The organism is Candidatus Mancarchaeum acidiphilum, from assembly GCF_002214165.1.
Lineage (GTDB): Archaea > Micrarchaeota > Micrarchaeia > Micrarchaeales > Micrarchaeaceae > Mancarchaeum > Mancarchaeum acidiphilum.
Genome location: NZ_CP019964.1, coordinates 589,514 through 611,068 on the forward strand (window position 1 = coordinate 589,514; position 21,555 = coordinate 611,068).

Below are 21,555 nucleotides of genomic sequence, written 5' to 3' on the forward strand. Positions count from 1 at the left end.
AAAGTTTAAATAATTTTATAACATAACAATTCTGATATAATGAAGTCCCAATCCGCAATGGAATACCTGATGACATACGGATGGGCAATCCTTGTCATTGCGGTTGTTCTTGCAGCATTATACTCTTTAGGTATATTCAATCCAAGCACATTTGCTCCAAAAGCATCCGCAGGTTCCTGCGAGGTTGTACGACCTTTCGGTCCAACTACAACAACGGATGTTCATCTTGAGGGAACGTGCACCAACATGCTTCCTAAATATGTTGCAAGTTTCAATGGAGCTGATAGTGGCATAACAATAAGTTCACCATCTGAATTTCCTGCCAGTTCTGAGCCAGGAATAAGTATTTTTGTTTGGATAAAAACAACAAGATCTAGCGAGGGTGTGTTTGAGTACTATTCCCCGTCAAACAATATATGTGAAGGTAGTGTAAGATTAGAAGTATCCCCTAAACTACAAGCAGATTTTTCATGTGATGCTATATCTAATGGACCAGTGTTAGACAACAACACTTGGAATTTTGTTGGTTGGACTCTTAAGAGCGGTACATCTAAGGTAATACTTTATGTAAATGGAATACCATATGGTCCATATCAAATTACCCCAATCAACGTTCCCACAACTGGCTTAGAAGGGTTAATAGGTGCTCCATATCCTGGTTGGCCATATTATTATGGTTCAATGTCAAATGTTCAACTTTACAACACAGCTCTTTCATCAAATCAAATTACTGCTCTTTACGATGAAGGTATCGGAGGTGATCCAATTGATTTACAAAATCTTGTTGGCTGGTGGCCACTTAATGGCAATTCAAACGACTATTCTGGGAATAATAACAACGGAAAAGCAACAAATATCGCATATTCATCAACTTGGTACAGAACATATTCCGCACCTTAATTAATCAGAAAATTAAATCCAATAAAGTTTCGATTAATGGTACTGCCAAATAATTTTCAATATTCAATTATAGTACTCACGGAATTCAATTAATAAGGTATAAATATCTTTATCCATAAATATCTTTAATATGAACACTAAAGTTTATATTGACGATAAATTAGCCGAAAAGTGGAAAGAGCTAGCAATGAAACGCTTTGGGTATGGTAGAGGCTCAATAAGCAAAGCTGCGGAGGAAGCTCTATCAATGTGGGTAGAGAAAGAGCAAATAGTAACAACCGCATTTGAAAAGCTTAAAGAAGCCGCAATAGGTGAAAAGAATATATTAGCACTTCTTCTATTTGGAAGCTATGCAAGAAAAGAACCTTATCATGATATTGATATTGCAATAGTAATCGAAAGTAATGCAGATAAACTAAAAGTCTTATCTATTATTGAAAGTTCTGTACCTGAAGAACCCAGATTTGATTTTTCCATATTCAACGATATGCCAATGAATATGAAAAGCAGAGTACTCAACGAATGTATAGTGATATACAACAGAAAGGATTATGATCTAAAAGAGGTAAGTTCTGATATAATAATCAAATGGTCCGATATAAAGCCTATTATTGATTCTGCACTGGTGTAAGCATGATTGATACGGAGCGTATTGTTAGAAGACTTGCAGATATAAAGCATTATTCTAATGTATTAAGCAAAATAGTTCCCAACAATTATGATGATTATATAAAATCGGACATCACCACCAAGGCTGCTGTTGAAAGATATTTACAACTAATAAATGATTTGGAGTTGGAGGTACTTGTACTCGCATACAAAGGTCTTGATTTAGGCATATCTGGAGGTGATGATTCACTTGTAAATAAATTTAACGATCTACTCAGTAAAAAAGCAATAGAGGGATTTAAAAAAAGAAGATCGCTGAGAAACATATTAGTACACGCTTATTTTGAAATGCATTACGACAAGGACACTTTCAATCAGGCAAACGATCTCAGCGATATTAAAGATTTTGTAAAAGGCATAAGATTAATTTTGGAAAAGCAATAATTTAATTCACAAAACAAAATTAAAGTTTAAATAATTTTATAACATAACAATTCTGATATAATGAAGTCCCAATCCGCAATGGAATACCTGATGACATACGGATGGGCAATCCTTGTCATTGCGGTTGTTCTTGCAGCATTATACTCTTTAGGTATATTCAATCCTTCTTCTTTTGCTCCAAAGGCATCGGCAGGATCCTGCGAAGTTGTAAGACCCTTCGGTCCAACCACAAGTACTGATGTTCATCTTGAGGGAACGTGCACCAACATGCTTCCAAAGTATGTTGCAAGTTTAAATGGCAATGATGGTTACGTATATTCAAATATAAGCAGTTTACCAGAGGGTAAACAGCCAAGAACAGTTATTGTATGGTTTTATTTGACCGCTGAACCATCAACTAGTAATGGGCAATCTGCAATATTTGCTTATGGTACTGCAAATACCTGCGATGAAACCTTTTGGGTTTCTGCAACAACACCAAGTTCTACTTGTGATAACAGTGAATTATTTATTGATAATTGGTGCACATGCCAAAGTTTTCCAGATGTCCCAACAATTAGTTTAGATCGTTGGTATTTTGTTGCAGACGAATATAATGGAACTTACCAGATTGGTTACTTAAGTGATAATGGTTCTATTATATCAATCAATTCGCAACAATTAGGAGTTAATACTGGAGAATCTCCTTTTTATATAGGTTACTGGACAGTGAGAGGATATTTTCCAGGCATGATTGCCAATTTGCAAATATACAATAAATCCCTTTCATCAAATCAAATTAGTGCACTTTACGATGAAGGCATAGGCGGCGACCCAATCGACCTTACACATTTAGTTGCATGGTACCCCCTAAATGGCAATGCACAAGATTATTCAGGAAATAATTATAATGGAAAAGCATTCAATGTCTCATATTCCTCAACCTGGTACAGAACATATTCCGCACCTTAATAAATTAATTTTTAATACTTTATAACAAAACAATTCTGATATAATGAAGTCCCAATCCGCAATGGAGTACCTGATGACGTATGGATGGGCAATCCTTGTCATTGCAGTTGTTCTTGCAGCACTATATTCTCTCGGAATCTTCAATCCAAGCACTTTTGCCCCAAAAGCATCTGCAGGATCATGTGAGGTTGTCCGGCCTTTTGGTCCGACTACAACTACAGATATCCATCTTGAAGGCACCTGCACCAACATGCTTCCTAAATATGTAGCGCAGTTTAATGGAAAGGGAAGCACAGGGATAACACTTAACACATATAACTTCAACACTACACCGTTTACAATATCTTTCTGGGAATATTATTTAGGATATACCACTTGTTATACATCTAGTAATGGGGGCAATTGCGGTGAAAATGTAACTATGTATATAAATCCTAATAAATGTAGCTCTACCCCTAATTATCTGTGTGTTATAGATTTTGACCTTAGAACTACAAGCTTGCATTGGTTTACATGGGATAGGGATATTTTTTACCCAGTCCAAACTGGAAAATGGCTCTTTATTACATGGACTTATAACCCAGCAAATAAAAACAATATTTCTGCTTACTTAAATGGAAAGTTTGTTGGTGGAAATACAGGCAGCAATGTTGTGTTAGATGGACAAATAGAACTTGGAGAAGGCGGCAGTATGGGAAGCATAGATGGATATGTATCTAATTTCCAAATCTATAACTCCTCCCTTTCAGCAAATCAAATTAGTGCACTTTACGATGAAGGCATAGGCGGCGACCCAATCGACCTTACACATTTAGTTGCATGGTACCCCCTAAATGGCAATGCACAAGATTATTCAGGAAATAATTATAATGGAAAAGCATTCAATGTCTCATATTCCTCAACCTGGTACAGAACATATTCCGCACCTTAATAAATTAATTTTTAATACTTTATAACAAAACAATTCTGATATAATGAAGTCCCAATCCGCAATGGAGTACCTGATGACGTATGGATGGGCAATCCTTGTCATTGCAGTTGTTCTTGCAGCACTATATTCTCTCGGAATCTTCAATCCAAGCACTTTTGCCCCAAAAGCATCTGCAGGATCATGTGAGGTTGTCCGGCCTTTTGGTCCGACTACAACTACAGATATCCATCTTGAAGGCACCTGCACCAACATGCTTCCTAAATATGTAGCGCAGTTTAATGGAAAGGGAAGCACAGGGATAACACTTAACACATATAACTTCAACACTACACCGTTTACAATATCTTTCTGGGAATATTATTTAGGATATACCACTTGTTATACATCTAGTAATGGGGGCAATTGCGGTGAAAATGTAACTATGTATATAAATCCTAATAAATGTAGCTCTACCCCTAATTATCTGTGTGTTATAGATTTTGACCTTAGAACTACAAGCTTGCATTGGTTTACATGGGATAGGGATATTTTTTACCCAGTCCAAACTGGAAAATGGCTCTTTATTACATGGACTTATAACCCAGCAAATAAAAACAATATTTCTGCTTACTTAAATGGAAAGTTTGTTGGTGGAAATACAGGCAGCAATGTTGTGTTAGATGGACAAATAGAACTTGGAGAAGGCGGCAGTATGGGAAGCATAGATGGATATGTATCTAATTTCCAAATCTATAACTCCTCCCTTTCAGCAAATCAAATTAGTGCACTTTACGATGAAGGCATAGGCGGCGACCCTATCGATTTAACGAATCTTGTAGGCTGGTGGCCATTGAACGGCAATGCAAACGACTATTCAGGCAATGATTATAACGGTAAAGGGGTTGACGTAGGCTATTCACCAACATGGTACAGAACCTATTCAGCGCCTTAAAGCAATCTCGAATCTTCATTTGAATGCATCGTTTACGATTTGCCTTTTTATCGATGCAATAGTTCACCAGCTGTTCACTATTAATTCCAATTATAAAAGCAGATCACGGCTCACATATCACGAAATACAGCACAGGAATAAAAACAGTCCGCTAGTCATCATATCTTGATTTCCACTCGATGCTTTCAGAGCTCCAGAACTGCTTCATCCTCTCCAAGTAGTCTTTTCCTTCGTAAAGTGCGAAGAAGTTCTTTATGAGCATCTTGTAGTTCTTCCATTCATACCTGCTGTCCATGAATATTATGGAGGCTTTGTCGCTTTCGCTCCTTATCGCCCTGCCTGCAGCCTGTATAGCTCTTATGACAGCAGGGATAGTATAGATATATTCTATTCCGCTTTCATGGAATTTCTTGTTCATATAGTTTATCCTTGCCTGCAGTTCAAGGTCCGGCTTTGTTAAAGGTATGCCAACTATAACAATGCATTTTATTGAATTGTTGTCGTAGTTTATACCCTCGCTCAGGCTTCCCCCCATGACTCCTAGCATCAAGCCTTTCTTTGAGGCCTTGAACTCGTTTATCAGCCTCTCAACCTCTATATTGCTCATTGCCTTACGCTGTATGAAGGCCTCGCTTATCCTGCCTAAATCAAGGTAGCGGTAGGTGCTTTCAAGCATGCTGAAGCTTGGGAAAAATACAGATGTGTTGCCTGGTATTGAAGAGTATATTCCATTTATCTTGGATGCGATTGACCTGTAGAGATCCGTGGTCCTGCCTGTGAACTTAGTGGACACCGTAGAGTCTATAGCAACAAACTGCTTGTCCTTCGAGAATGGTGATTTGTAGCTTTTTGTATCCGCTCCCTCCACTCCAAGTATATCCCTGTACATCTCCAAGGGTATAAGCGTGCCGCTCATGAAAACATTTGCGTATGCTTCCTTGAATACCGAAAGCGCCCTTTCAGGGTAAAGATTGCTTAGCTTCAGCTCAACCCTGCCTCCGCCTCTTGCAATTATCCTTGTAGTGGCTGCGTCAGAAGATTCCCAACCCTGCAGGAATGACGCTATATGCATTAATGATGAACGCTTAGCATGCTTGTTCTCTATATACATCATTCCTGCCTTTTCCATATCCGAGATTATATCGCCAAGCATGTCCTTTTCCCCTGAAAGGAAATCAGACGAATCAACAAATGCCTCATTCTTTTCTATTGATAGCATTTTAGCTGCAAGCTTGTTCAATTCAAAGCTTAGGAAGCTAATGTCTATGTCGCTCGTTATCGCGGCTAGCTCTGCCGCCGCCCTGTTTATTACGTTCTCGGATATTGAAGTGCTGAAATAGGAAACCGCCGAATTGAATATGTTGTGCGCTTCATCCCATATAATTATAGTATCAGATAAATCATGGGAAAGCTTTTTCAGGAAGGTCTCCTTGGTATAAGGATTTAGTATATGCGAATAGCCTGCTATTATTATATCAGCTTTCTTGGCAAACCTCATTGAGACCTCATAGGGGCACAGCCCTTCTTTGTAGGATTGGCTTAATATTGCATTATGCCCTTCAGAAAATGAATTTAGCATTTCGTAATCTCCGTCAAGGTCAAAATGCTTCAGCTTGTTGAAATAAGGGCACTGATTCTTCTTTATGAGGTTCTCGCAGGCATTGTAGAAGGATGAGTCATAGATGTTGTTTACATCAGGGTTGATGCACATGTTCCTTTTGCCCACAACATCTACAAAGGATATTCCAAGGTTAAATTTTTGCTTCAACCCTCTGAGCACGTCTACCGCTATCCTATGCTGTGATATCTTTGGGGTTAGGAACAGTATGTCCTTGTCATTCTTAATCGCATAGGTTATAGCTGCGCTTAATGAGGCATCTGTTTTTCCTATGCCTGTAGGCGCATTTATGAGGATGTCCTTCCCGTCCGAAAGAGAACTATATATATCTTTCATCATCTCTTTCTGGGATCCTCGTGCCTCGTCAAACCTAAATAAGAATTCTGTCATATAAATCTAAAACCTGCAATTACAGTTATCTTTCAAAGTATAAAAAGTTAAGTTATTCGGATTCTCAAACAGTTACAAAATCACCTTTTTAAACTTTATCTTAGAAAGAAGATATGATATAATGAAGTCCCAATCCGCAATGGAATACCTGATGACGTATGGATGGGCAATCCTCATAATTGCAATCGTACTTGCTGCATTATACTCTATAGGAATATTCAACCCAAACACATTTGCCCCAAAAGCATCTGCAGGATCATGCGAGGTTGTCAGGCCTTCAGGTCCAGGGACGACAAGCAATCTTGGCCGTGAGGGAACATGCACCAACATGCTTCCTAAGTATGTTGCTTTATTCGATGGAAATGACAATTACATTACATCACCCATCCCTACCAATAAAACAGTTAATGTCTCTTTCAGCCTTTGGTATCAATCTGATAATTCCAATTACTTTGCACCCTTATTCCTGTTATCTCCCAATGGGGGAGACAATATTGGCTATGGGCTTTATCTATCAGATAATGAATTCAATATATTAGAATCAAGCATAAGGTGGATATACACAAGCGAATACATAAACAGCTCAAGGTGGTACAACATAATATTCACCATCTCACCTGCAAGCGGCGGAGATGTAGTATACTCAATTTACTTAAACGGGAAGAGGTTATACGTTTCTGGTCCTGAATCCCCCTCCTACCGCCCAGCCGATGAAATGAGAATAGGGAATGATCCCGGAAACGGAGATTACTTAGAAGGAATGATGGCAAATATGCAGGTTTACAATATAGCGTTATCACAGGGCCAGGTCAATGCACTTTACCAGGAAGGCATAGGAGGCGACCCGATTGACTTGACGCATTTAGTTGCTTGGTACCAATTGAATGGCAATGCAAACGACTATTCAGGCAATGATTACAATGGCAATGCAATTAATGTAGAGTACTCATCAACTTGGTACAGGACCTATTCTGCACCTTAAATCTGTGAAGCCGGTTTAAACTAAAAAGATAATATAAATATTGTAATGCAGTTAATTTTAAGCAAAAGTGGTATCATGAAATCAGAAAAAGCTAAAAAAGCAGACCATATAAATATATCCCTAAATCCCGACATATATAATGCCTTGATGATAGCTTCCATAGAAAAAGACATCAGCATTTCAAAGGTCATAGAGACTATCTTAATGGATTCGGAGGAATTTAAAAAATTCATCAATAAAGCAAAGGAATATGCAGAGCTTGAAAGCAAGCTAAATCCTTCAGCAGCAAATCCTAGATCGGTCAACAAAGAAGATAAAGACAAGATCAGGAAGTAATCTAAAAAATAGAAATAAGAAAATCAAACATTGTTTAATTTTCCCCTGTCTACAAAATTAGAGACTATCTTCTTCGGCTTTAATTTGCTGACTATATAGTTGAAAGCTGCATCGGGATTGCTCTCTTCTCCGCACGAGTATATGTCAAGAGTTGCATACATGCTCTCCGGCCATGTATGAAGCGCTATGTGACTTTCCTCTATCAATGCTATTATGGATACTCCACCGTCAAAGCCATTGTAAGGATTGAACTTTTTGGTTATCATCTCTATTATATGCAAGTTGCCTATTTTAGTGGATTCAACTACAATCTTTATCAAAGCGTTCAGGTTTGATATTAACTTGGGGTCAACCATATCCAAGTTGCCGTAAACATGCTTGCCTATGACTTCAGGCATTTCCAAACTAATCTCTTTTATCTGCATCTTAGCCATCTGGTATCACCCCATAAATAGTGATTTTATAAATATACCCGTTAGCTTAAAAGATTTTCCCCTTTGGCTATTTAATTTATATTTGTAAATGATATATAAATAAAAGTTTCAAGAGAGGTGAATTTGCACTTTTAGACGACAAATTTTTCAAGGCAAAATTTTATGTAAAAATTGGGATTTTAAGAGAAAATTTGCTTTTGCCAAACAAAGTTATTTATTTTGTAAAAATAAATCTTACCCATAAGTGATTATACGAGGTTTACAAGCGACTACAATAATTACTTGAGCATAGTAATCGTAATATGCGTATTCATAGCCTTATTCTACACTTTTTACTATATAATAGATATTTCAAGGTCCATTGGAATTTATGAGGGCATATTGACTATATCAGAGCATTACAACATTACTCTGAGCCAATCACTTAAGTTGGGTCTGTCAACTTTGCCAACTCTTGGAATAGCTCTTGATATTGTATACATAATGATCCCGATATCAGTCATGATGTTCGCCATAGCAATACTATGGATGTTTTCAAGACTTTACAGCAAGTGGAGCGTATCTGCTATAATAATACTTTCCGCAATATATGTCATGTTAGTGCATCTGCTGGAATCCAATTTTAATTTTAATGGTTTTGCAGAATCTTTCATGGTGCCCTATATTATAAATCTCTTGATCCTTGCACTTTCTGTATATTCATTAATTGCCATACTCTATGGCTCGGATAGCGATTTTGAGATAGAAATAAACCCGCTGACTCCATATTCAAACATGGCTATAATATCAAATAAATTGATGAGGCACCTAAAAGGGGACCTAAGGATACTGGATTCCCATTTTGACAATACATCTTTTGACAATCTCAGCAGGCTTATACTCAGGAACATGAACAAGTACACATCCATATACATATTGACTTATCTCGAAGAGAACAGCAGGGGATTTGGAAGGGGATATACCGATTTTAAGAACGAGCTCCAGAATAAGAACATAAAGTTTGAATTGAGGATAATGGGCAGGGAGGACTTCTCGAGGCAGCATGAGAGGATAATGATGGATTCGAATACAGCCTATAAGATACCTCCGATAAACATAATAAACAGGAAAAGCGAGCACATTGTGAGCTTGAACCACGATGAGGCATTCAGAAGGTTCAATGAAATATGGAATAGGTCAAAGAGTTACGAAAATTTTAGTAAAGGCAGCTGAATAGGTGTTTGCAATGAAAAGTTATACTGTAACAAGCCCTTTGAGGATAACATTTGCGGGTGGAGGAACAGATGTAGAACCGTTTATAGAGAAATACGGAGGTGCGGTAGTCAACTCAACCATAGACCGCAAGGTCACGGTCACATACCAACCTGATGAATATGATCTGGAGATATCTTCAAGGGATCTTGTAAAGAGCATAATAGTCCCGACAAACAATGAAGGGATAATAAGCAAGATACATAACTTATTTTACTCAAAAGGGATAAACAAAGGGAGGGTGATGATAAACAATGATGTCCCTCCCGGATCCGGGTTAGGGTCATCAAGTGCGCTCACGACCGCAATAGTAAAGCTTATCCACACCATAAAGAATGAAAATATATCCGGATGGGATTTGGCAAGGGAATCTTACGAAATCGAAAGAAATTACCTTAAGGTTGCATTAGGTAAACAGGATCCTTTCGCGATCTCATTAGGCAATTTCAAAATGATGGAGTTTCAAAAAGGCAAAGAGGAGCTGCACGACCTTTCAAAGAATGCAGAGTTCCTGAAAGAACTGCAGAGCCGTACCCTGCTGGTTTATACAGGAGGCACTAGGGAAAGCTCCAAATTCCTCAAAGAGCAGATAAACGCATCGAAAAGAGAGGGCGACGCGATAAACCAAAAGCTTCTTGCGTTAAAAAATATTGCATTGGATATGGCGAATTCTGTCGAAAGCAACGACATAAGTTCTTTTACAAGTCTTATAAATGAGGGATGGCAGGTAAAGAGGGAGTTGAGCGAAGGCGTTTCAAATAAGAAAATAGAAAGCCTTATAGAGAAAGCAAAGGAAAATGGCGCTCAGGCCGTAAGGCTGATGGGAGGAGGTGGCGATGGGTTTTTATTGACCATAGCAAAGGAAGGGAAGCTGCAGGGCCTTCAGGAGGAGATGTCAAAGCTCTCGGATTTTGCAATAAGGGTTTCTTTTACAGATTATGGTACAATGGTGTCAAATGCCTGAAAATTATATCAGTAACCTAAAAGGGTTAACCGCAAAATTATAATAATATTTAGATTCCAAAAGAATACGAGGTAGATGAAGTTCAAATATTATTGTCTAAGTTTTCTGATCATGATAATGCTTGCAGGCACAATGCATGCCCAAGTAGTCGGCACAGCTTCAATACATGCTCCAGCTTTAATTGCATACAATAACACAGGTATTATAACTACAATAAACCTGACCGTAACAAGAGGGGATGGATATGTCAATATCACAGGTCCAATAAGCGTCGGAAGCAGCACATTGAACTCCTCAAAAGATGCTGTGAACTACGCAGCAAAGTACTTAGGGATAAACAAAGACGACTACAATTTCACCTATGTTATAAATGATAGGAATGCATCGGTTTCAGGGCCGAGTGCAGGTATGGCGATGACCCTTTTGGCAATATCTTCACTGACGCACAAGCCATTGCTGCACAATTTTACATTGACAGGCGAGATATTGCCCAATGGCAGTATAGGCGAGATAGGAGGGGTATATGACAAGGTTTCTGCCGCAAAACGTGAAGGATTGAAATTTGTCCTTGTTCCAGCAGTTCCGAGCACATCATTTGAAAATGAGATCTACTATATAATAGAACTCAGGTTCAATATTCCTGTTATCCCTGTTGCGAACATAAGCGATGCGATGGGATATGCAATGGAAGGAAAGCCAATATCGGGAAACGAAGTCAAATACAGTTTCTATACAAATTACCATTTAAATAAGATACCAAATGCATCCCTGTCGTGCATAGGGCCTTGCTATAATAATTATTTCAAAGGCCTTACAAATTTCACTTTAAATATGACATCTTCGGAACTTCAAACCCTTGAATCAAATCCTTTGCTGTATAATGCAACAAGCCAATTTTCAGGATTGCTTAACCAGTCAAAGGAGCTATCAGGAAAAGGATATTATTATGCCGCAGCGGATATCGCATTCTTAGACTATGCAAACATCTACACATTCGTTAACAGCAACCAATCGATACCTGAAGGCCTGAACACAGTAAATGCTGTTGAATCAGAATGCAATTCAATACAGGCACCAAAAATGACCAACAACAACTTCCTTTACCGGATAGGGGGAGAATTGAGGCAGCTTTGGGGAGAGTACACATCACAAAGCACTTCAGAGGAATACAATGCAACCACAGATGACAGCGATGGAGTTATAAGAAACATGTACGATGCAGGCGTATCAAATGCATGGTGCGGTGCGGCATCATATATGTACAATGCCTCATCAGCAATAGGCGGATTGAATTACACAACGAACTCTTCCCTGTCCGGCATCGCATACAAAGTTGTAGAAAATGCATCAAACTATCCAGGAATATATACAACTACCGCAATCTCCGCTTATAAATCCGGCAATTATCCATTGGCAATTTACGATGGGGCATACGCGTATGCGATAGATGGCAACAGCAGCTCCAACATGACCGAAAGCGAGATGCTCAACAGTTCAAAGAGCATATCATACAATTCTACATATGGCATTTGGGCAACACAGTTTGCGAATGAGGCGATGTTCTATTATTATGAAGCGAAGATAACTGACAACGCCTCCCAATCAGAGCTATATGCGGTACAATCATACCACACTGCCCTGCTTGCCAATGAATTAAGCAACTATTCAAAGGTGATATACGACAACCTCAAAGTAGCTCCTGTTACAGTAACCACATCTTCTGTTTCGTACAGTGGCATATTATTGGTCGATATTGCATTGTTTATGGTATTGGCACTTGCTGTAATAATAGCAATACTATTAGTTCTTATAGTAAAAATCGTAAGGATAGAAAGCAGGATATCAGAGTTGAGCGACAGCCATAACAGAAGCAGACCTAGTCCAAATAGAAAAGCAAGAAATACCAAAAGGTTTAAAAATAAGAGATAATAAATAAAAATGCTTATTATAAAACGAGTGATAAAATGAGTGAAATATTGCCGGGCAAGATTTGCAGCTCTTGTGGAAGGCTTACACACAAGTACAGCGAATTCAAATGCCCAAAATGCGGAAAGGCAACCATAATAAGGTGCGATCATTGCAGAGAGATTTCCAACACATATAAGTGTGCGGAGTGCGAATTCGAGGGACCGTAATGGCAAAAGTAGGCGTAGTATATAAAGTATACCCAAAGCAGGATGTGGATGCAGATACTTTGATGGGAAAGATCAAGTCTGAGCTAAGCCCAGTAAGCATAAGTGCTGAGGATATCGCTTTTGGAATAAAGGTAATAAAGGCATTCTTCACATATGACGATTCAGAACAAGGATCATCAACAATGGAAGAAAAGCTAAATGGAATAGATGGAGTTGCCCAAGTAGAAGTAGATGAAGAATCCTTAATATAAACTAAAGGAGATCGATATGACTATGAAGTCCCAATCCGCAATGGAGTACCTGATGACATACGGATGGGCAATACTTGTCATCGCAGTTGTCCTTGCGGCACTATATTCTCTTGGAATTTTTAATCCTAATTCTTTTGCCCCAAAAGCATCGGCAGGATCCTGCGAAGTTGTAAGACCTTTCGGCCCTACAACAAGCACTGATATTCACAGTACAGGCACATGCACCAACATGCTGCCAAAGTATGTTGCAAGCTTCAATGGAAATGGTCAAATAAGCGTATTAATGCCAACCCTGTCACATTCCATAACTTACACAGCATGGGTCAATTTTGCTTCATTAGCTCAATCTAATTATGGTGATACTGGCCAAATAATAGGATGGGAACCGGGATATGGGCCGTCCTTACTGTTCTTGCAGCCAAGTATTTATCAATTTGAATTTTCTGTCTGGTATGCTAATACCCAACAAGAAGCAGTACTATCAGGGACTACCCCAAAGTTAAATACTTGGTACTTCATGGCAGGTACATATAATGAATCTTCTGGCCTTATCCAAGTTTATGTAAACAATAAGGTATATAATCAAACAATTTCTAAAGAAACACTGGAGACAGGTAATGTATTAACTATAGGAGCCTGGCCTAGCCAGCTTAGCTATTTTAAAGGCGAACTGGCAAATGTCCAGATTTACAATAACTCCATTTCCTCAAATCAAATTAGCGCACTTTACCAGGAAGGCATAGGCGGCGACCCTATCGATCTCACGCATCTGGTTGCATGGTATCCATTGAACGGCAATGCAAACGACTATTCTGGAAACAACTATAATGGAAAAGAGACAAATGTCGCATATTCCTCAACTTGGTACAGAACCTATTCCACACCCTAATCAAACGTTACCAAATTTCATAAAATATATGAAACCTTAAATAATTTTATAAAATAACACTTCTGATATAATGAAGTCCCAATCCGCAATGGAGTACCTGATGACATACGGATGGGCAATACTTGTCATCGCAGTTGTCCTTGCGGCACTATATTCTCTTGGAATTTTTAATCCTAATTCTTTTGCCCCAAAAGCATCGGCAGGATCCTGCGAAGTTGTAAGACCTTTCGGCCCTACAACAAGCACTGATATTCACAGTACAGGCACATGCACCAACATGCTGCCAAAGTATGTTGCAAGCTTCAATGGAAATGGTCAAATAAGCGTATTAATGCCAACCCTGTCACATTCCATAACTTACACAGCATGGGTCAATTTTGCTTCATTAGCTCAATCTAATTATGGTGATACTGGCCAAATAATAGGATGGGAACCGGGATATGGGCCGTCCTTACTGTTCTTGCAGCCAAGTATTTATCAATTTGAATTTTCTGTCTGGTATGCTAATACCCAACAAGAAGCAGTACTATCAGGGACTACCCCAAAGTTAAATACTTGGTACTTCATGGCAGGTACATATAATGAATCTTCTGGCCTTATCCAAGTTTATGTAAACAATAAGGTATATAATCAAACAATTTCTAAAGAAACACTGGAGACAGGTAATGTATTAACTATAGGAGCCTGGCCTAGCCAGCTTAGCTATTTTAAAGGCGAACTGGCAAATGTCCAGATTTACAATAACTCCATTTCCTCAAATCAAATTAGCGCACTTTACCAGGAAGGCATAGGCGGCGACCCTATCGATTTAACGAATCTTGTAGGCTGGTGGCCATTGAACGGCAATGCAAACGACTATTCCGGAAACAACTATAATGGAAAAGAGACAAATGTCGCATATTCCTCAACTTGGTACAGAACCTATTCCGCACCTTAATCATCAAAAGCAGTGCAAAACCAAAACGCTTTAACGGCGGCGATATCATTTAAATGTTATCTCCAAAGGTCCGGAGTAGTTAAAATCAGGTCCTTTTATAGACAGATTAACAACGAAGCTGCTAGGGTCATTTATAGTGAATGGCAGTTCAGTATCCAATTTGACAAGCTTGAAGGGCTCGTTAAGCTCAATGCTCCCTACTTTTCCCTTGTACTCCAATATCCTATACATTTGTACTGAAATATCAAATATCTGATTTTTTGCAAAATTGGTAAAGTACCTTGTATCATCCAGATTAACCTCCTTATCCCCACTTTTAAGCACTATCTTGTTTATATTGAGGTCTATCAAGTCATCTTTATTCTTCGGTGCAGAAAATCTTAAGGTGAGGGGTCCATTGTAATTGTAATCCGGAGCCTTCAAGCTGATTTTAAAGTCTATATGTTCTCCAGGTTTAATCTCTACCGGAGGTTTAGGATCAATGCTATCTATAGAGAACGGGTCCGAAGTACTTATATCGGTAACTGTTTCACGTTTTTCAGTAGTTTTTAGGAATGACAGTTCACTGGTATCTGAATGGTTAGTGAAAGGGACGGTAACAGTAAAGACCTTGCCGCTTATATCCATCCCGTCCATTGAATGCGATGTATCCCTCCAATAAAGTTTTACAGATGTGATCTTGCCCTTTGTTTCATTTTTCTTCAACTTGCCCTTTATATTATTGAAAATTGACATGTTAACACTATTTTTATCTTCCTAAATCTTTGGTTCGGGTTAGATTTTATATTTTACCCAAATAATTATATAGTATAGGTGAAAAAATGTTGCTTGAAAATACCAAAGCGCCAGATTTTGAGTTGGATGGATCTGATGGAAAGAAGCACAGCCTTGACGAGTTTAAGGGCAAATATCTAGTGCTGTATTTTTATCCCAAGGACAACACTCCGGGCTGCACGATTGAGGCAAGGCAGTTCAACGAGAAAATTGAAGAAATAGAAAAACTTAATGCAACAGTTGTTGGAGTTAGCAAGGACGACCTTAAATCCCACGATAAATTCAAGAGCAAATTTGACCTTAAATTCCTGCTTCTATCCGACCCAACAAGCGAAATGATAAAGAAATACGAATCTTATGGAAAAAGCATGATTGGGTTCGGGACGTTGAGGTCAACCTACATAATAGGCAAGGATGGCACAATATTGAAAGCTTATCCAAAAGTAAAGCCTGCCATACATGCCGATGAGGTAATAGACTACCTGAAAAGCGTAAACGAATAAGCGGTGCATGATTGCATCCGCCAGATTCCCTTTGCTTGCGATAATGTGGTAGTCATAGAAATGCCCATGACATATAGTCTACCACTTTATCGTAATCCTTTGTCACATTGCCCGAGTTTGAAAAATCAAGCATCTCTCCTTTCTTGGCACCATAATGTTTAGAGCATAGCAATGCCGCAGTTATGGGTCCGAATCCGCATATACTGTCGTTTAATGATTTCACCGCTTTATTGAAACCAATATAATCCATATTCTTAAGGTATCCTGCAAGCTCCATGTCCTTTTTGCGGGCTATGCTGTCCTTCTCGTAATGGTCAAAGTCTGAGCTTGCCAATACTATTATCTCCCTTCCAAGCTTTTCTGCTGTGCTTGTTACAGCCTTTGCCAAAAGCTCGCTGTTCTCTACCTCCTGATCTCCCATGCACACAAACACATATCTCTTTTCACCTACCAACCTTTGCAAAAATGGAAGCTGTACCTCTAAAGAGTGTTCATCCTCATGTGCAGATTCATCATGGTAAATACTACCCGAATAGTTTACTAGCTCTTTTGAGAATTCCAAATCATTCTTTGCAGTGCCCAAGGGCGTCCTCCAGTCCTCAAAGGATATGGAGAGGGGCGTGCCTATGCCTGTATGATTCGGCCCAATTAGCACTATCGTGTCTACATCTTTCAGGCGGCTGTTTGATGCAATGGCCTTGTAAGTGTAAGCAGCGGTATATCCGGAATATATGTAACCGGCATGCGGTGCCACATAGCATTTTGCCTTGGAAAAGTCCCCTTTAATTTTAGCTTTTTCCAATGCAGAGTCTATAAATTTCTCTGTCTCATCCTTATATTTTGGATAGAACGATCCATTGAATACGGGTTCCCTCAAATTACCACCAATTAGATATTAATCACAAAATCTAATAAATTTCAATTACGATAAAGTATCATGGATAGCAAGGCTGGATATGTTGTATACCTTGACATGGATTCCTTCTTTGCTTCATGCGAGCAGCTTAGGCATCCGGAATTAATAGGAAAGCCATTTGCGGTAGTGACCGATTCATTGGACAAATTCAGAGGGGTTGTGCAAACTGCGAGCTACTCGGCAAGGAAGTTTGGCATACACAGCGGGATGCCAACAATGAAGGCGTTGCAGCTATATCCGAATTTGCACTGCATAAAAGAAGACTATGATTATTATGAGAAAATCTCAAATGAAGTAATGGAAATAATCAAATCCTATGGATTTAAAATGGAAGCGGTCAGTGTTGATGAAGCCGCAATTGATACAACTGAACTTAATGAATCCCAGGTCCTTGAGGTAGCGAAAGGTATAAAAACTAAGATATCCAACGAGCTTAAGCTTAAATGCACGATAGGGATTGCAAAAGGCAAGACATTTGCAAAGATGGCATGCGATTCAGCAAAGCCAAACGGCTTCCTTTTCATAAAGGATTACGAGACAATAGAGTTCATAAAGTACAAAAAGGTATCCGATATACCAGGAGTAGGCGCAAAGACTGAGGGAAAGCTCGCAGGATTGAACATACACTACATAGGGGATATCCAGAATTCCAATGTGCAGGTGCTTGTAGGACTGCTTGGCGAATATGGCTCAGAACTATATAAGCTGTCAAAAGGAATTGACGAAGAGAAGATAGTGAGCGATTATACGGCGCTTTCAATAAGCAGGGAGAAAAACCTGTATGAGGATACCAACGACATTCCAACAATAATGGCTCAGCTCAAAGAGCTTTCAGAAGATGCTGCCAATGCGGTAAGAAGCACCCAAAAGCTCTACAAGTCAATAACAGTAAAGGTAAGATACTACGATTTTACAACAAAAATAAAGACAAAAACGCTGTCATATTACTCAGACTCCTCCGATGTGCTTTATTCCGAAGCATCAGAGCTGATAAAGCCGTTGATAAAAGACAATATACTGGTGAGAAGGGTTGGTGTTAAGGTATCCAGCCTTACGGATTCGGCGCACCAGCACAAGCTGTTTTAAGCTCAAGCTTTCTCCTGCCCTTTTGATTCATCATACTTGAGCTGTTGTATATATGCACGCGCTTCCAATGCTGCCTTGACCCCGCTGCCTACAGCAGTTGCCGCCTGCCTGTACTTGAAATCGGCATCGTCTCCTGCCACATATACTCCAGGTATGTCCGTATTCACGTCATCCTTTGTCACTATATAGCCGTTCTCCATTGGCAGTACTCCTTCAAGGAATTTCGTATTAGGCGAGTACCCTATAGCCATGAAAACCCCATCTGTTTCTATTGTGGACTCCTCTCCATTAACAACATTCTTTATCCTTGCACCCGTGACCTTGGCATCCCCAAGAATCTCGACAACCTCGCTGTTCCATATGATGTTTATCTTCTTGTTCGATTTGACCCTTTCCTGCATTATCTTACTGGCTCTGAACTCGTCCCTTCTGTGCACTATTGTGACGCTTTCAGCAAATTTTGTAAGGAAATCGGAATCCTCCATAGCAGTATCTCCCCCTCCAACAACTATAACCTTCTTGTTCTTGAAGAATGGTGCATCACAGGTGGCGCAGGTGCTTACACCCTTCCCTATGAACTTCTTTTCGGATTCAAGACCAAGAAGCCTTGGAGATGCACCTGTTGCCACTATTATGCAGTTTGCCTTGTACTCATCACTTGCGGTTTTTACTGTAAAAGGCCGGCTTTTCAAGTCTATTGATACAGCATTTTCATCTACAAACCTCGTCCCGAACCTTGAAGACTGCTTCCTGAATTTGTCAACCAGCTCCGGGCCCTGTATACCTTCTGGAAATCCCGGATAATTCTCAACAGTAGTAGTGAGCAGCAGCTGCCCTCCAGCTTCCAATCCTGCTATAACCATTGGATGAAAGTCTTCTCTTGCAAGATACAAGGAGGCGCTTAACCCGGCAGGGCCTCCCCCTATTACGATAACATCCTCTACCATTTTTATCACATTAATATTTGGTTATCAATCTTTATAATCTTTTACAAAAAACTTATGCACAGACCTTACAAAAAGTGCGCCTGCGCATTAGGCACCCATCCGAAAAAGTTTAGCAAAGAAATAGAAATTTTCGTAGCTGTTTATAAATTTGATGAATAAAACTATAATTGCAAAAAGGCAGGCTCATGATAAGGATTAACAACTTAAACATCTCATTAGACAGGAAGGAGGAAGGGTCAGATTTCGACTTCATATCCCATGCGCACAGTGACCACATAATGGCTGCCAAGTCATCAAAATCTGTGATCGCAAGCGATGAAACTTCCGACCTAATATATTCAGGATACAAGATAGGCATAAACAGGGCAGCATATCCTGATTTTATAAGGCTGATAGATTCTGGGCATATGCTTGGGGCAAAGCAGATAGCCATAGAAGATTACGATTCTGGAAATAAAATAATATATTCAGGGGATTACCTGATGGCCAAGTCAAAGGCTTCAAATCCTATAAAAGTGGAGGGATGCGACATATTGATAATAGATTCAACATATCCTTCGGAGCAGTTTGTGTTCAGGGACCGAGAAGAAGTAGAATACGAAATACAGGAGTGGGTTGAGAGAACCGTAAGAAAAGGCATTATATTATTCGGGGTTTATCCAATGGGTAAAGCCCAAGAGATAATAAAGATCCTTAATGAAATAGGGATAAAGCCTGCGGTCAACAGAAAAATATCCGCAATATCAAAAGTTTACAACAAGTATGGCCAGAACCTTGATTACGGGTCAATATACGAGGGGGACGAGGACCTTTTCGATGGGGATTTTGTAGGGATAATAGGTACAAGGAGCCTTAAGAAGGTAAAGCATATGCTCTCCTACCTTCACCACAAGCCCGTATACACGGCCGAAACGACCGGATTCTCCAAGGTATTCAGCCTATCCGTAGAAAAGCAGTTTGAACTAAGCGACCATTCCGACTTTAAGCAAGCCTTGAGATACATAGATTTCGCAGACCCGAAGAAGATATACACATATGGGGAGAATTCTCATATATTTTCAGCAAACCTGAAAAAATTAGGTTATAATTCAGAGCCTTTCCAAAGTTTAAAGAAGCTTGGGAATGCCACAAGCTTATAAAACCAATCTATTCCTTTGTCTCCTTGCTTTCATCCGTATTCCCATTGCCTTCACTATCCTCATTATCCCTGAGGATCCTTTTTAATCCTAATGCCATCAAGCCCAAGCTTGCGACTCCCGATATAGTAAATGCTATCCCAATCCAAGGTATGCCGTGATCAGCAGACAGGTATTGTGCGGGAATTGTACGGCTTCCTTCATAAATAGCGGGTGAAACTTCCTTGATATGGAAATAAAGGTCGGTTGCGATAAATGCCAGTGCGCCACCGGCGGTGACAAGAATCTTGCCAAGATAACCATTCTTATGCTCAAGGTAATCTTCGCTTATGTTGTCCTTTTTCCTCTCATAATTCTTATTTTTCAATCTTTCCGGTGTTTCGTACATAAATACCCTATCGGGATTTTAAACCCGATATATCTTGGGAAATTTTTAATATTTATAGGTTACTGGAAATCATTATAAACCCCAAATCAAAACATATTAAAATTTATATACCATAAAGATATTGATGTCAATATTAACCTCAGAAGCATTTGTTGAGATATCGGTATTTGTAATACTGCTACTTTCTCTTGGACTTACAATAATAATGACCAAGAGGTACTTAAAATCAAAGATAAAGCCTTTGCTGTTCTGGAGCACTGGGATGTGGTTTTTCACCATAGGTGTCCTAATAGAGCTGTTTTTCTCATTCGGCTACTACAATGTGTTAGTTGGAGATTTGTATCTGCTATTTGTGTCGATAATAGTAGAGATGCTTGCAATGGGTTCCGTGCAGCTGCTTAAATCAAGGAAAGCATCGATAGCGTATGGGGCATTCATGATTGCCTCAACCGCGATACTGCTGGCATCACTGCTGACATCTAATATAAAGGATATAGTTGAGCATTACATAGTCTTTTCAGTTCTGCCGTTAAGTGTGGTGCTCTCATCATCTTTGGTAACATTCCCAGCCGCAATACTTCTTATAGCGATAGCAGTGGTAAGCTACCTAAAGAAGAAAAGCTACAAGATGATAAGCATAATAATAGGCGTATTGGTGGTTTCAGTTGCCGGAACATTGTACATAGCTGAGATACCGGTCTTCCTTTATTATTCCGAATTCATAGGGATACTACTGCTTTGGTATGGGTTCATATGAAATCTGAAGGTGGTATTAAACAATATGCAAATTAACAGGAAAGTTAAAAAATTATCGGTTAAATATACTTTAGGTAAGAAAGCGGATGCAGTTTA

Annotated in this window: 25 protein-coding genes; 19 read left to right on the top strand and 6 right to left on the bottom strand. The window is 39.2% G+C overall.

Annotated elements, in window-relative coordinates; genetic code table 11:
• Positions 1-39: 39 nt before the first annotated feature.
• The 6 genes from Mia14_RS03100 to Mia14_RS03125 all read left to right on the top strand — a co-directional run bounded on the left by Mia14_RS03100 (position 40) and on the right by Mia14_RS03125 (position 4,766).
• Entirely contained in the window at positions 40-900 is an 861-nt protein-coding gene (locus tag Mia14_RS03100; protein ID WP_088820198.1) for a LamG-like jellyroll fold domain-containing protein, read from the top strand.
• A gap of 130 nt (positions 901-1,030) precedes the next feature.
• On the top strand, positions 1,031-1,531 hold the full coding sequence (locus tag Mia14_RS03105; protein ID WP_088820196.1) for a nucleotidyltransferase domain-containing protein: 501 nt from the start codon (positions 1,031-1,033) through the stop codon (positions 1,529-1,531).
• Positions 1,532-1,533: 2 nt separating this feature from the next.
• Positions 1,534-1,953: a DUF86 domain-containing protein gene (locus tag Mia14_RS03110; protein ID WP_088820197.1), complete on the top strand. Its 420-nt coding sequence runs from the start codon at positions 1,534-1,536 to the stop codon at positions 1,951-1,953.
• A gap of 60 nt (positions 1,954-2,013) precedes the next feature.
• Positions 2,014-2,904 (top strand): LamG-like jellyroll fold domain-containing protein, encoded by an 891-nt coding sequence (locus tag Mia14_RS03115; RefSeq protein ID WP_088820199.1) that lies wholly within the window; start codon positions 2,014-2,016, stop codon positions 2,902-2,904.
• Between the two features lie 43 nt (positions 2,905-2,947).
• Positions 2,948-3,835 carry a LamG-like jellyroll fold domain-containing protein gene (locus Mia14_RS03120; protein ID WP_088820200.1) on the top strand — a complete coding sequence of 296 codons (888 nt, stop codon included), beginning with the start codon at positions 2,948-2,950 and terminating at the stop codon, positions 3,833-3,835.
• Between the two features lie 43 nt (positions 3,836-3,878).
• Positions 3,879-4,766, top strand: a complete 888-nt coding sequence (locus Mia14_RS03125) for a LamG-like jellyroll fold domain-containing protein (RefSeq protein WP_088820201.1) — start codon at positions 3,879-3,881, stop codon at positions 4,764-4,766.
• 151 nt (positions 4,767-4,917) lie between these two features.
• Here Mia14_RS03125 and Mia14_RS03130 read toward each other — a convergent pair whose 3' ends face one another.
• Positions 4,918-6,774: an ATP-dependent DNA helicase gene (locus tag Mia14_RS03130; RefSeq protein ID WP_088820202.1), complete on the bottom strand. Its 1,857-nt coding sequence runs from the start codon at positions 6,772-6,774 to the stop codon at positions 4,918-4,920.
• A 121-nt stretch (positions 6,775-6,895) separates the two neighbouring features.
• On the opposite strand from Mia14_RS03130, the gene Mia14_RS03135 reads away from it, so the two are divergent.
• The gene (locus Mia14_RS03135) at positions 6,896-7,756 is read left to right on the top strand and encodes a LamG domain-containing protein (protein ID WP_088820203.1); all 861 of its coding nucleotides are present in this window, start codon (positions 6,896-6,898) and stop codon (positions 7,754-7,756) included.
• 75 nt (positions 7,757-7,831) lie between these two features.
• Positions 7,832-8,092: a hypothetical protein gene (locus tag Mia14_RS03140; protein ID WP_088820204.1), complete on the top strand. Its 261-nt coding sequence runs from the start codon at positions 7,832-7,834 to the stop codon at positions 8,090-8,092.
• A gap of 23 nt (positions 8,093-8,115) precedes the next feature.
• On the opposite strand, the gene speD is transcribed toward Mia14_RS03140, so the two are convergent.
• Positions 8,116-8,526 (bottom strand): adenosylmethionine decarboxylase, encoded by a 411-nt coding sequence (gene speD, locus Mia14_RS03145; RefSeq protein WP_088820205.1) that lies wholly within the window; start codon positions 8,524-8,526, stop codon positions 8,116-8,118.
• 282 nt (positions 8,527-8,808) lie between these two features.
• Between speD and Mia14_RS03150 the strand changes: the two genes are divergently transcribed.
• The 7 genes from Mia14_RS03150 to Mia14_RS03175 all read left to right on the top strand — a co-directional run bounded on the left by Mia14_RS03150 (position 8,809) and on the right by Mia14_RS03175 (position 14,953).
• Positions 8,809-9,738, top strand: coding sequence for a hypothetical protein (locus Mia14_RS03150; protein WP_088820206.1), 930 nt, complete (start codon positions 8,809-8,811; stop codon positions 9,736-9,738).
• A 13-nt stretch (positions 9,739-9,751) separates the two neighbouring features.
• Positions 9,752-10,741 (top strand): GHMP family kinase ATP-binding protein, encoded by a 990-nt coding sequence (locus Mia14_RS03155; protein WP_088820207.1) that lies wholly within the window; start codon positions 9,752-9,754, stop codon positions 10,739-10,741.
• A 75-nt stretch (positions 10,742-10,816) separates the two neighbouring features.
• The gene (locus Mia14_RS03160; RefSeq protein ID WP_088820208.1) at positions 10,817-12,670 is read left to right on the top strand and encodes a S16 family serine protease; all 1,854 of its coding nucleotides are present in this window, start codon (positions 10,817-10,819) and stop codon (positions 12,668-12,670) included.
• A gap of 35 nt (positions 12,671-12,705) precedes the next feature.
• Positions 12,706-12,876: a zinc finger domain-containing protein gene (locus tag Mia14_RS05065; protein WP_124216892.1), complete on the top strand. Its 171-nt coding sequence runs from the start codon at positions 12,706-12,708 to the stop codon at positions 12,874-12,876.
• A complete protein-coding gene (locus Mia14_RS03165) occupies positions 12,876-13,127 on the top strand; it encodes a hypothetical protein (RefSeq protein WP_088820209.1) in 252 nt (83 codons plus the stop codon). Before Mia14_RS05065 ends, Mia14_RS03165 begins: the two co-directional genes overlap by 1 nt.
• A 22-nt stretch (positions 13,128-13,149) precedes the next feature.
• A complete protein-coding gene (locus Mia14_RS03170) occupies positions 13,150-14,016 on the top strand; it encodes a LamG domain-containing protein (RefSeq protein WP_157891445.1) in 867 nt (288 codons plus the stop codon).
• 70 nt (positions 14,017-14,086) lie between these two features.
• Positions 14,087-14,953, top strand: a complete 867-nt coding sequence (locus tag Mia14_RS03175) for a LamG domain-containing protein (protein ID WP_088820211.1) — start codon at positions 14,087-14,089, stop codon at positions 14,951-14,953.
• A gap of 45 nt (positions 14,954-14,998) precedes the next feature.
• Here Mia14_RS03175 and Mia14_RS03180 read toward each other — a convergent pair whose 3' ends face one another.
• A complete protein-coding gene (locus tag Mia14_RS03180) occupies positions 14,999-15,688 on the bottom strand; it encodes a hypothetical protein (protein ID WP_088820212.1) in 690 nt (229 codons plus the stop codon).
• An 86-nt stretch (positions 15,689-15,774) separates the two neighbouring features.
• Between Mia14_RS03180 and Mia14_RS03185 the strand changes: the two genes are divergently transcribed.
• Positions 15,775-16,230 (top strand): peroxiredoxin, encoded by a 456-nt coding sequence (locus tag Mia14_RS03185; RefSeq protein ID WP_088820213.1) that lies wholly within the window; start codon positions 15,775-15,777, stop codon positions 16,228-16,230.
• A 52-nt stretch (positions 16,231-16,282) separates the two neighbouring features.
• On the opposite strand, the gene amrB is transcribed toward Mia14_RS03185, so the two are convergent.
• Entirely contained in the window at positions 16,283-17,107 is an 825-nt protein-coding gene (amrB, locus tag Mia14_RS03190) for an AmmeMemoRadiSam system protein B (protein WP_157891446.1), read from the bottom strand.
• 60 nt (positions 17,108-17,167) lie between these two features.
• Here amrB and dinB point away from each other — a divergent pair, with 60 nt between their 5' ends.
• A complete protein-coding gene (dinB, locus tag Mia14_RS03195; protein ID WP_088820215.1) occupies positions 17,168-18,232 on the top strand; it encodes a DNA polymerase IV in 1,065 nt (354 codons plus the stop codon).
• Between the two features lie 2 nt (positions 18,233-18,234).
• Here dinB and trxB read toward each other — a convergent pair whose 3' ends face one another.
• Positions 18,235-19,179: a thioredoxin-disulfide reductase gene (gene trxB, locus Mia14_RS03200; RefSeq protein ID WP_088820216.1), complete on the bottom strand. Its 945-nt coding sequence runs from the start codon at positions 19,177-19,179 to the stop codon at positions 18,235-18,237.
• Positions 19,180-19,364: 185 nt separating this feature from the next.
• Here trxB and Mia14_RS03205 point away from each other — a divergent pair, with 185 nt between their 5' ends.
• The gene (locus Mia14_RS03205; protein ID WP_088820217.1) at positions 19,365-20,318 is read left to right on the top strand and encodes an MBL fold metallo-hydrolase; all 954 of its coding nucleotides are present in this window, start codon (positions 19,365-19,367) and stop codon (positions 20,316-20,318) included.
• 7 nt (positions 20,319-20,325) lie between these two features.
• Here Mia14_RS03205 and Mia14_RS03210 read toward each other — a convergent pair whose 3' ends face one another.
• Positions 20,326-20,703: a hypothetical protein gene (locus Mia14_RS03210; protein ID WP_088820218.1), complete on the bottom strand. Its 378-nt coding sequence runs from the start codon at positions 20,701-20,703 to the stop codon at positions 20,326-20,328.
• A 124-nt stretch (positions 20,704-20,827) separates the two neighbouring features.
• Here Mia14_RS03210 and Mia14_RS03215 point away from each other — a divergent pair, with 124 nt between their 5' ends.
• Complete coding sequence (locus Mia14_RS03215; RefSeq protein ID WP_088820219.1) at positions 20,828-21,460, top strand: hypothetical protein; 633 nt, start codon at positions 20,828-20,830, stop codon at positions 21,458-21,460.
• The last annotated feature ends 95 nt before the right edge of the window (positions 21,461-21,555 follow it).

Bases quoted from the DNA above. Each gene is read 5' to 3' on its own strand.
- Mia14_RS03170 (WP_157891445.1), top strand. From the start codon at position 13,150: ATGAAGTCCCAATCCGCAATGGAGTACCTGATGACATACGGATGGGCA.
- Mia14_RS03180 (WP_088820212.1), bottom strand. From the start codon at position 15,688: ATGTCAATTTTCAATAATATAAAGGGCAAGTTGAAGAAAAATGAAACA.
- Mia14_RS03155 (WP_088820207.1), top strand. From the start codon at position 9,752: ATGAAAAGTTATACTGTAACAAGCCCTTTGAGGATAACATTTGCGGGT.
- Mia14_RS03125 (WP_088820201.1), top strand. From the start codon at position 3,879: ATGAAGTCCCAATCCGCAATGGAGTACCTGATGACGTATGGATGGGCA.
- Mia14_RS03135 (WP_088820203.1), top strand. From the start codon at position 6,896: ATGAAGTCCCAATCCGCAATGGAATACCTGATGACGTATGGATGGGCA.
- dinB (WP_088820215.1), top strand. From the start codon at position 17,168: ATGGATAGCAAGGCTGGATATGTTGTATACCTTGACATGGATTCCTTC.
- Mia14_RS03115 (WP_088820199.1), top strand. From the start codon at position 2,014: ATGAAGTCCCAATCCGCAATGGAATACCTGATGACATACGGATGGGCA.
- Mia14_RS03185 (WP_088820213.1), top strand. From the start codon at position 15,775: ATGTTGCTTGAAAATACCAAAGCGCCAGATTTTGAGTTGGATGGATCT.
- trxB (WP_088820216.1), bottom strand. From the start codon at position 19,179: ATGGTAGAGGATGTTATCGTAATAGGGGGAGGCCCTGCCGGGTTAAGC.
- Mia14_RS03140 (WP_088820204.1), top strand. From the start codon at position 7,832: ATGAAATCAGAAAAAGCTAAAAAAGCAGACCATATAAATATATCCCTA.
- Mia14_RS03110 (WP_088820197.1), top strand. From the start codon at position 1,534: ATGATTGATACGGAGCGTATTGTTAGAAGACTTGCAGATATAAAGCAT.
- speD (WP_088820205.1), bottom strand. From the start codon at position 8,526: ATGGCTAAGATGCAGATAAAAGAGATTAGTTTGGAAATGCCTGAAGTC.
- Mia14_RS03165 (WP_088820209.1), top strand. From the start codon at position 12,876: ATGGCAAAAGTAGGCGTAGTATATAAAGTATACCCAAAGCAGGATGTG.
- Mia14_RS03205 (WP_088820217.1), top strand. From the start codon at position 19,365: ATGATAAGGATTAACAACTTAAACATCTCATTAGACAGGAAGGAGGAA.
- Mia14_RS03120 (WP_088820200.1), top strand. From the start codon at position 2,948: ATGAAGTCCCAATCCGCAATGGAGTACCTGATGACGTATGGATGGGCA.
- Mia14_RS03175 (WP_088820211.1), top strand. From the start codon at position 14,087: ATGAAGTCCCAATCCGCAATGGAGTACCTGATGACATACGGATGGGCA.
- Mia14_RS03160 (WP_088820208.1), top strand. From the start codon at position 10,817: ATGAAGTTCAAATATTATTGTCTAAGTTTTCTGATCATGATAATGCTT.
- Mia14_RS03130 (WP_088820202.1), bottom strand. From the start codon at position 6,774: ATGACAGAATTCTTATTTAGGTTTGACGAGGCACGAGGATCCCAGAAA.
- Mia14_RS03215 (WP_088820219.1), top strand. From the start codon at position 20,828: ATGTCAATATTAACCTCAGAAGCATTTGTTGAGATATCGGTATTTGTA.
- Mia14_RS03210 (WP_088820218.1), bottom strand. From the start codon at position 20,703: ATGTACGAAACACCGGAAAGATTGAAAAATAAGAATTATGAGAGGAAA.
- Mia14_RS03105 (WP_088820196.1), top strand. From the start codon at position 1,031: ATGAACACTAAAGTTTATATTGACGATAAATTAGCCGAAAAGTGGAAA.
- Mia14_RS03100 (WP_088820198.1), top strand. From the start codon at position 40: ATGAAGTCCCAATCCGCAATGGAATACCTGATGACATACGGATGGGCA.
- Mia14_RS05065 (WP_124216892.1), top strand. From the start codon at position 12,706: ATGAGTGAAATATTGCCGGGCAAGATTTGCAGCTCTTGTGGAAGGCTT.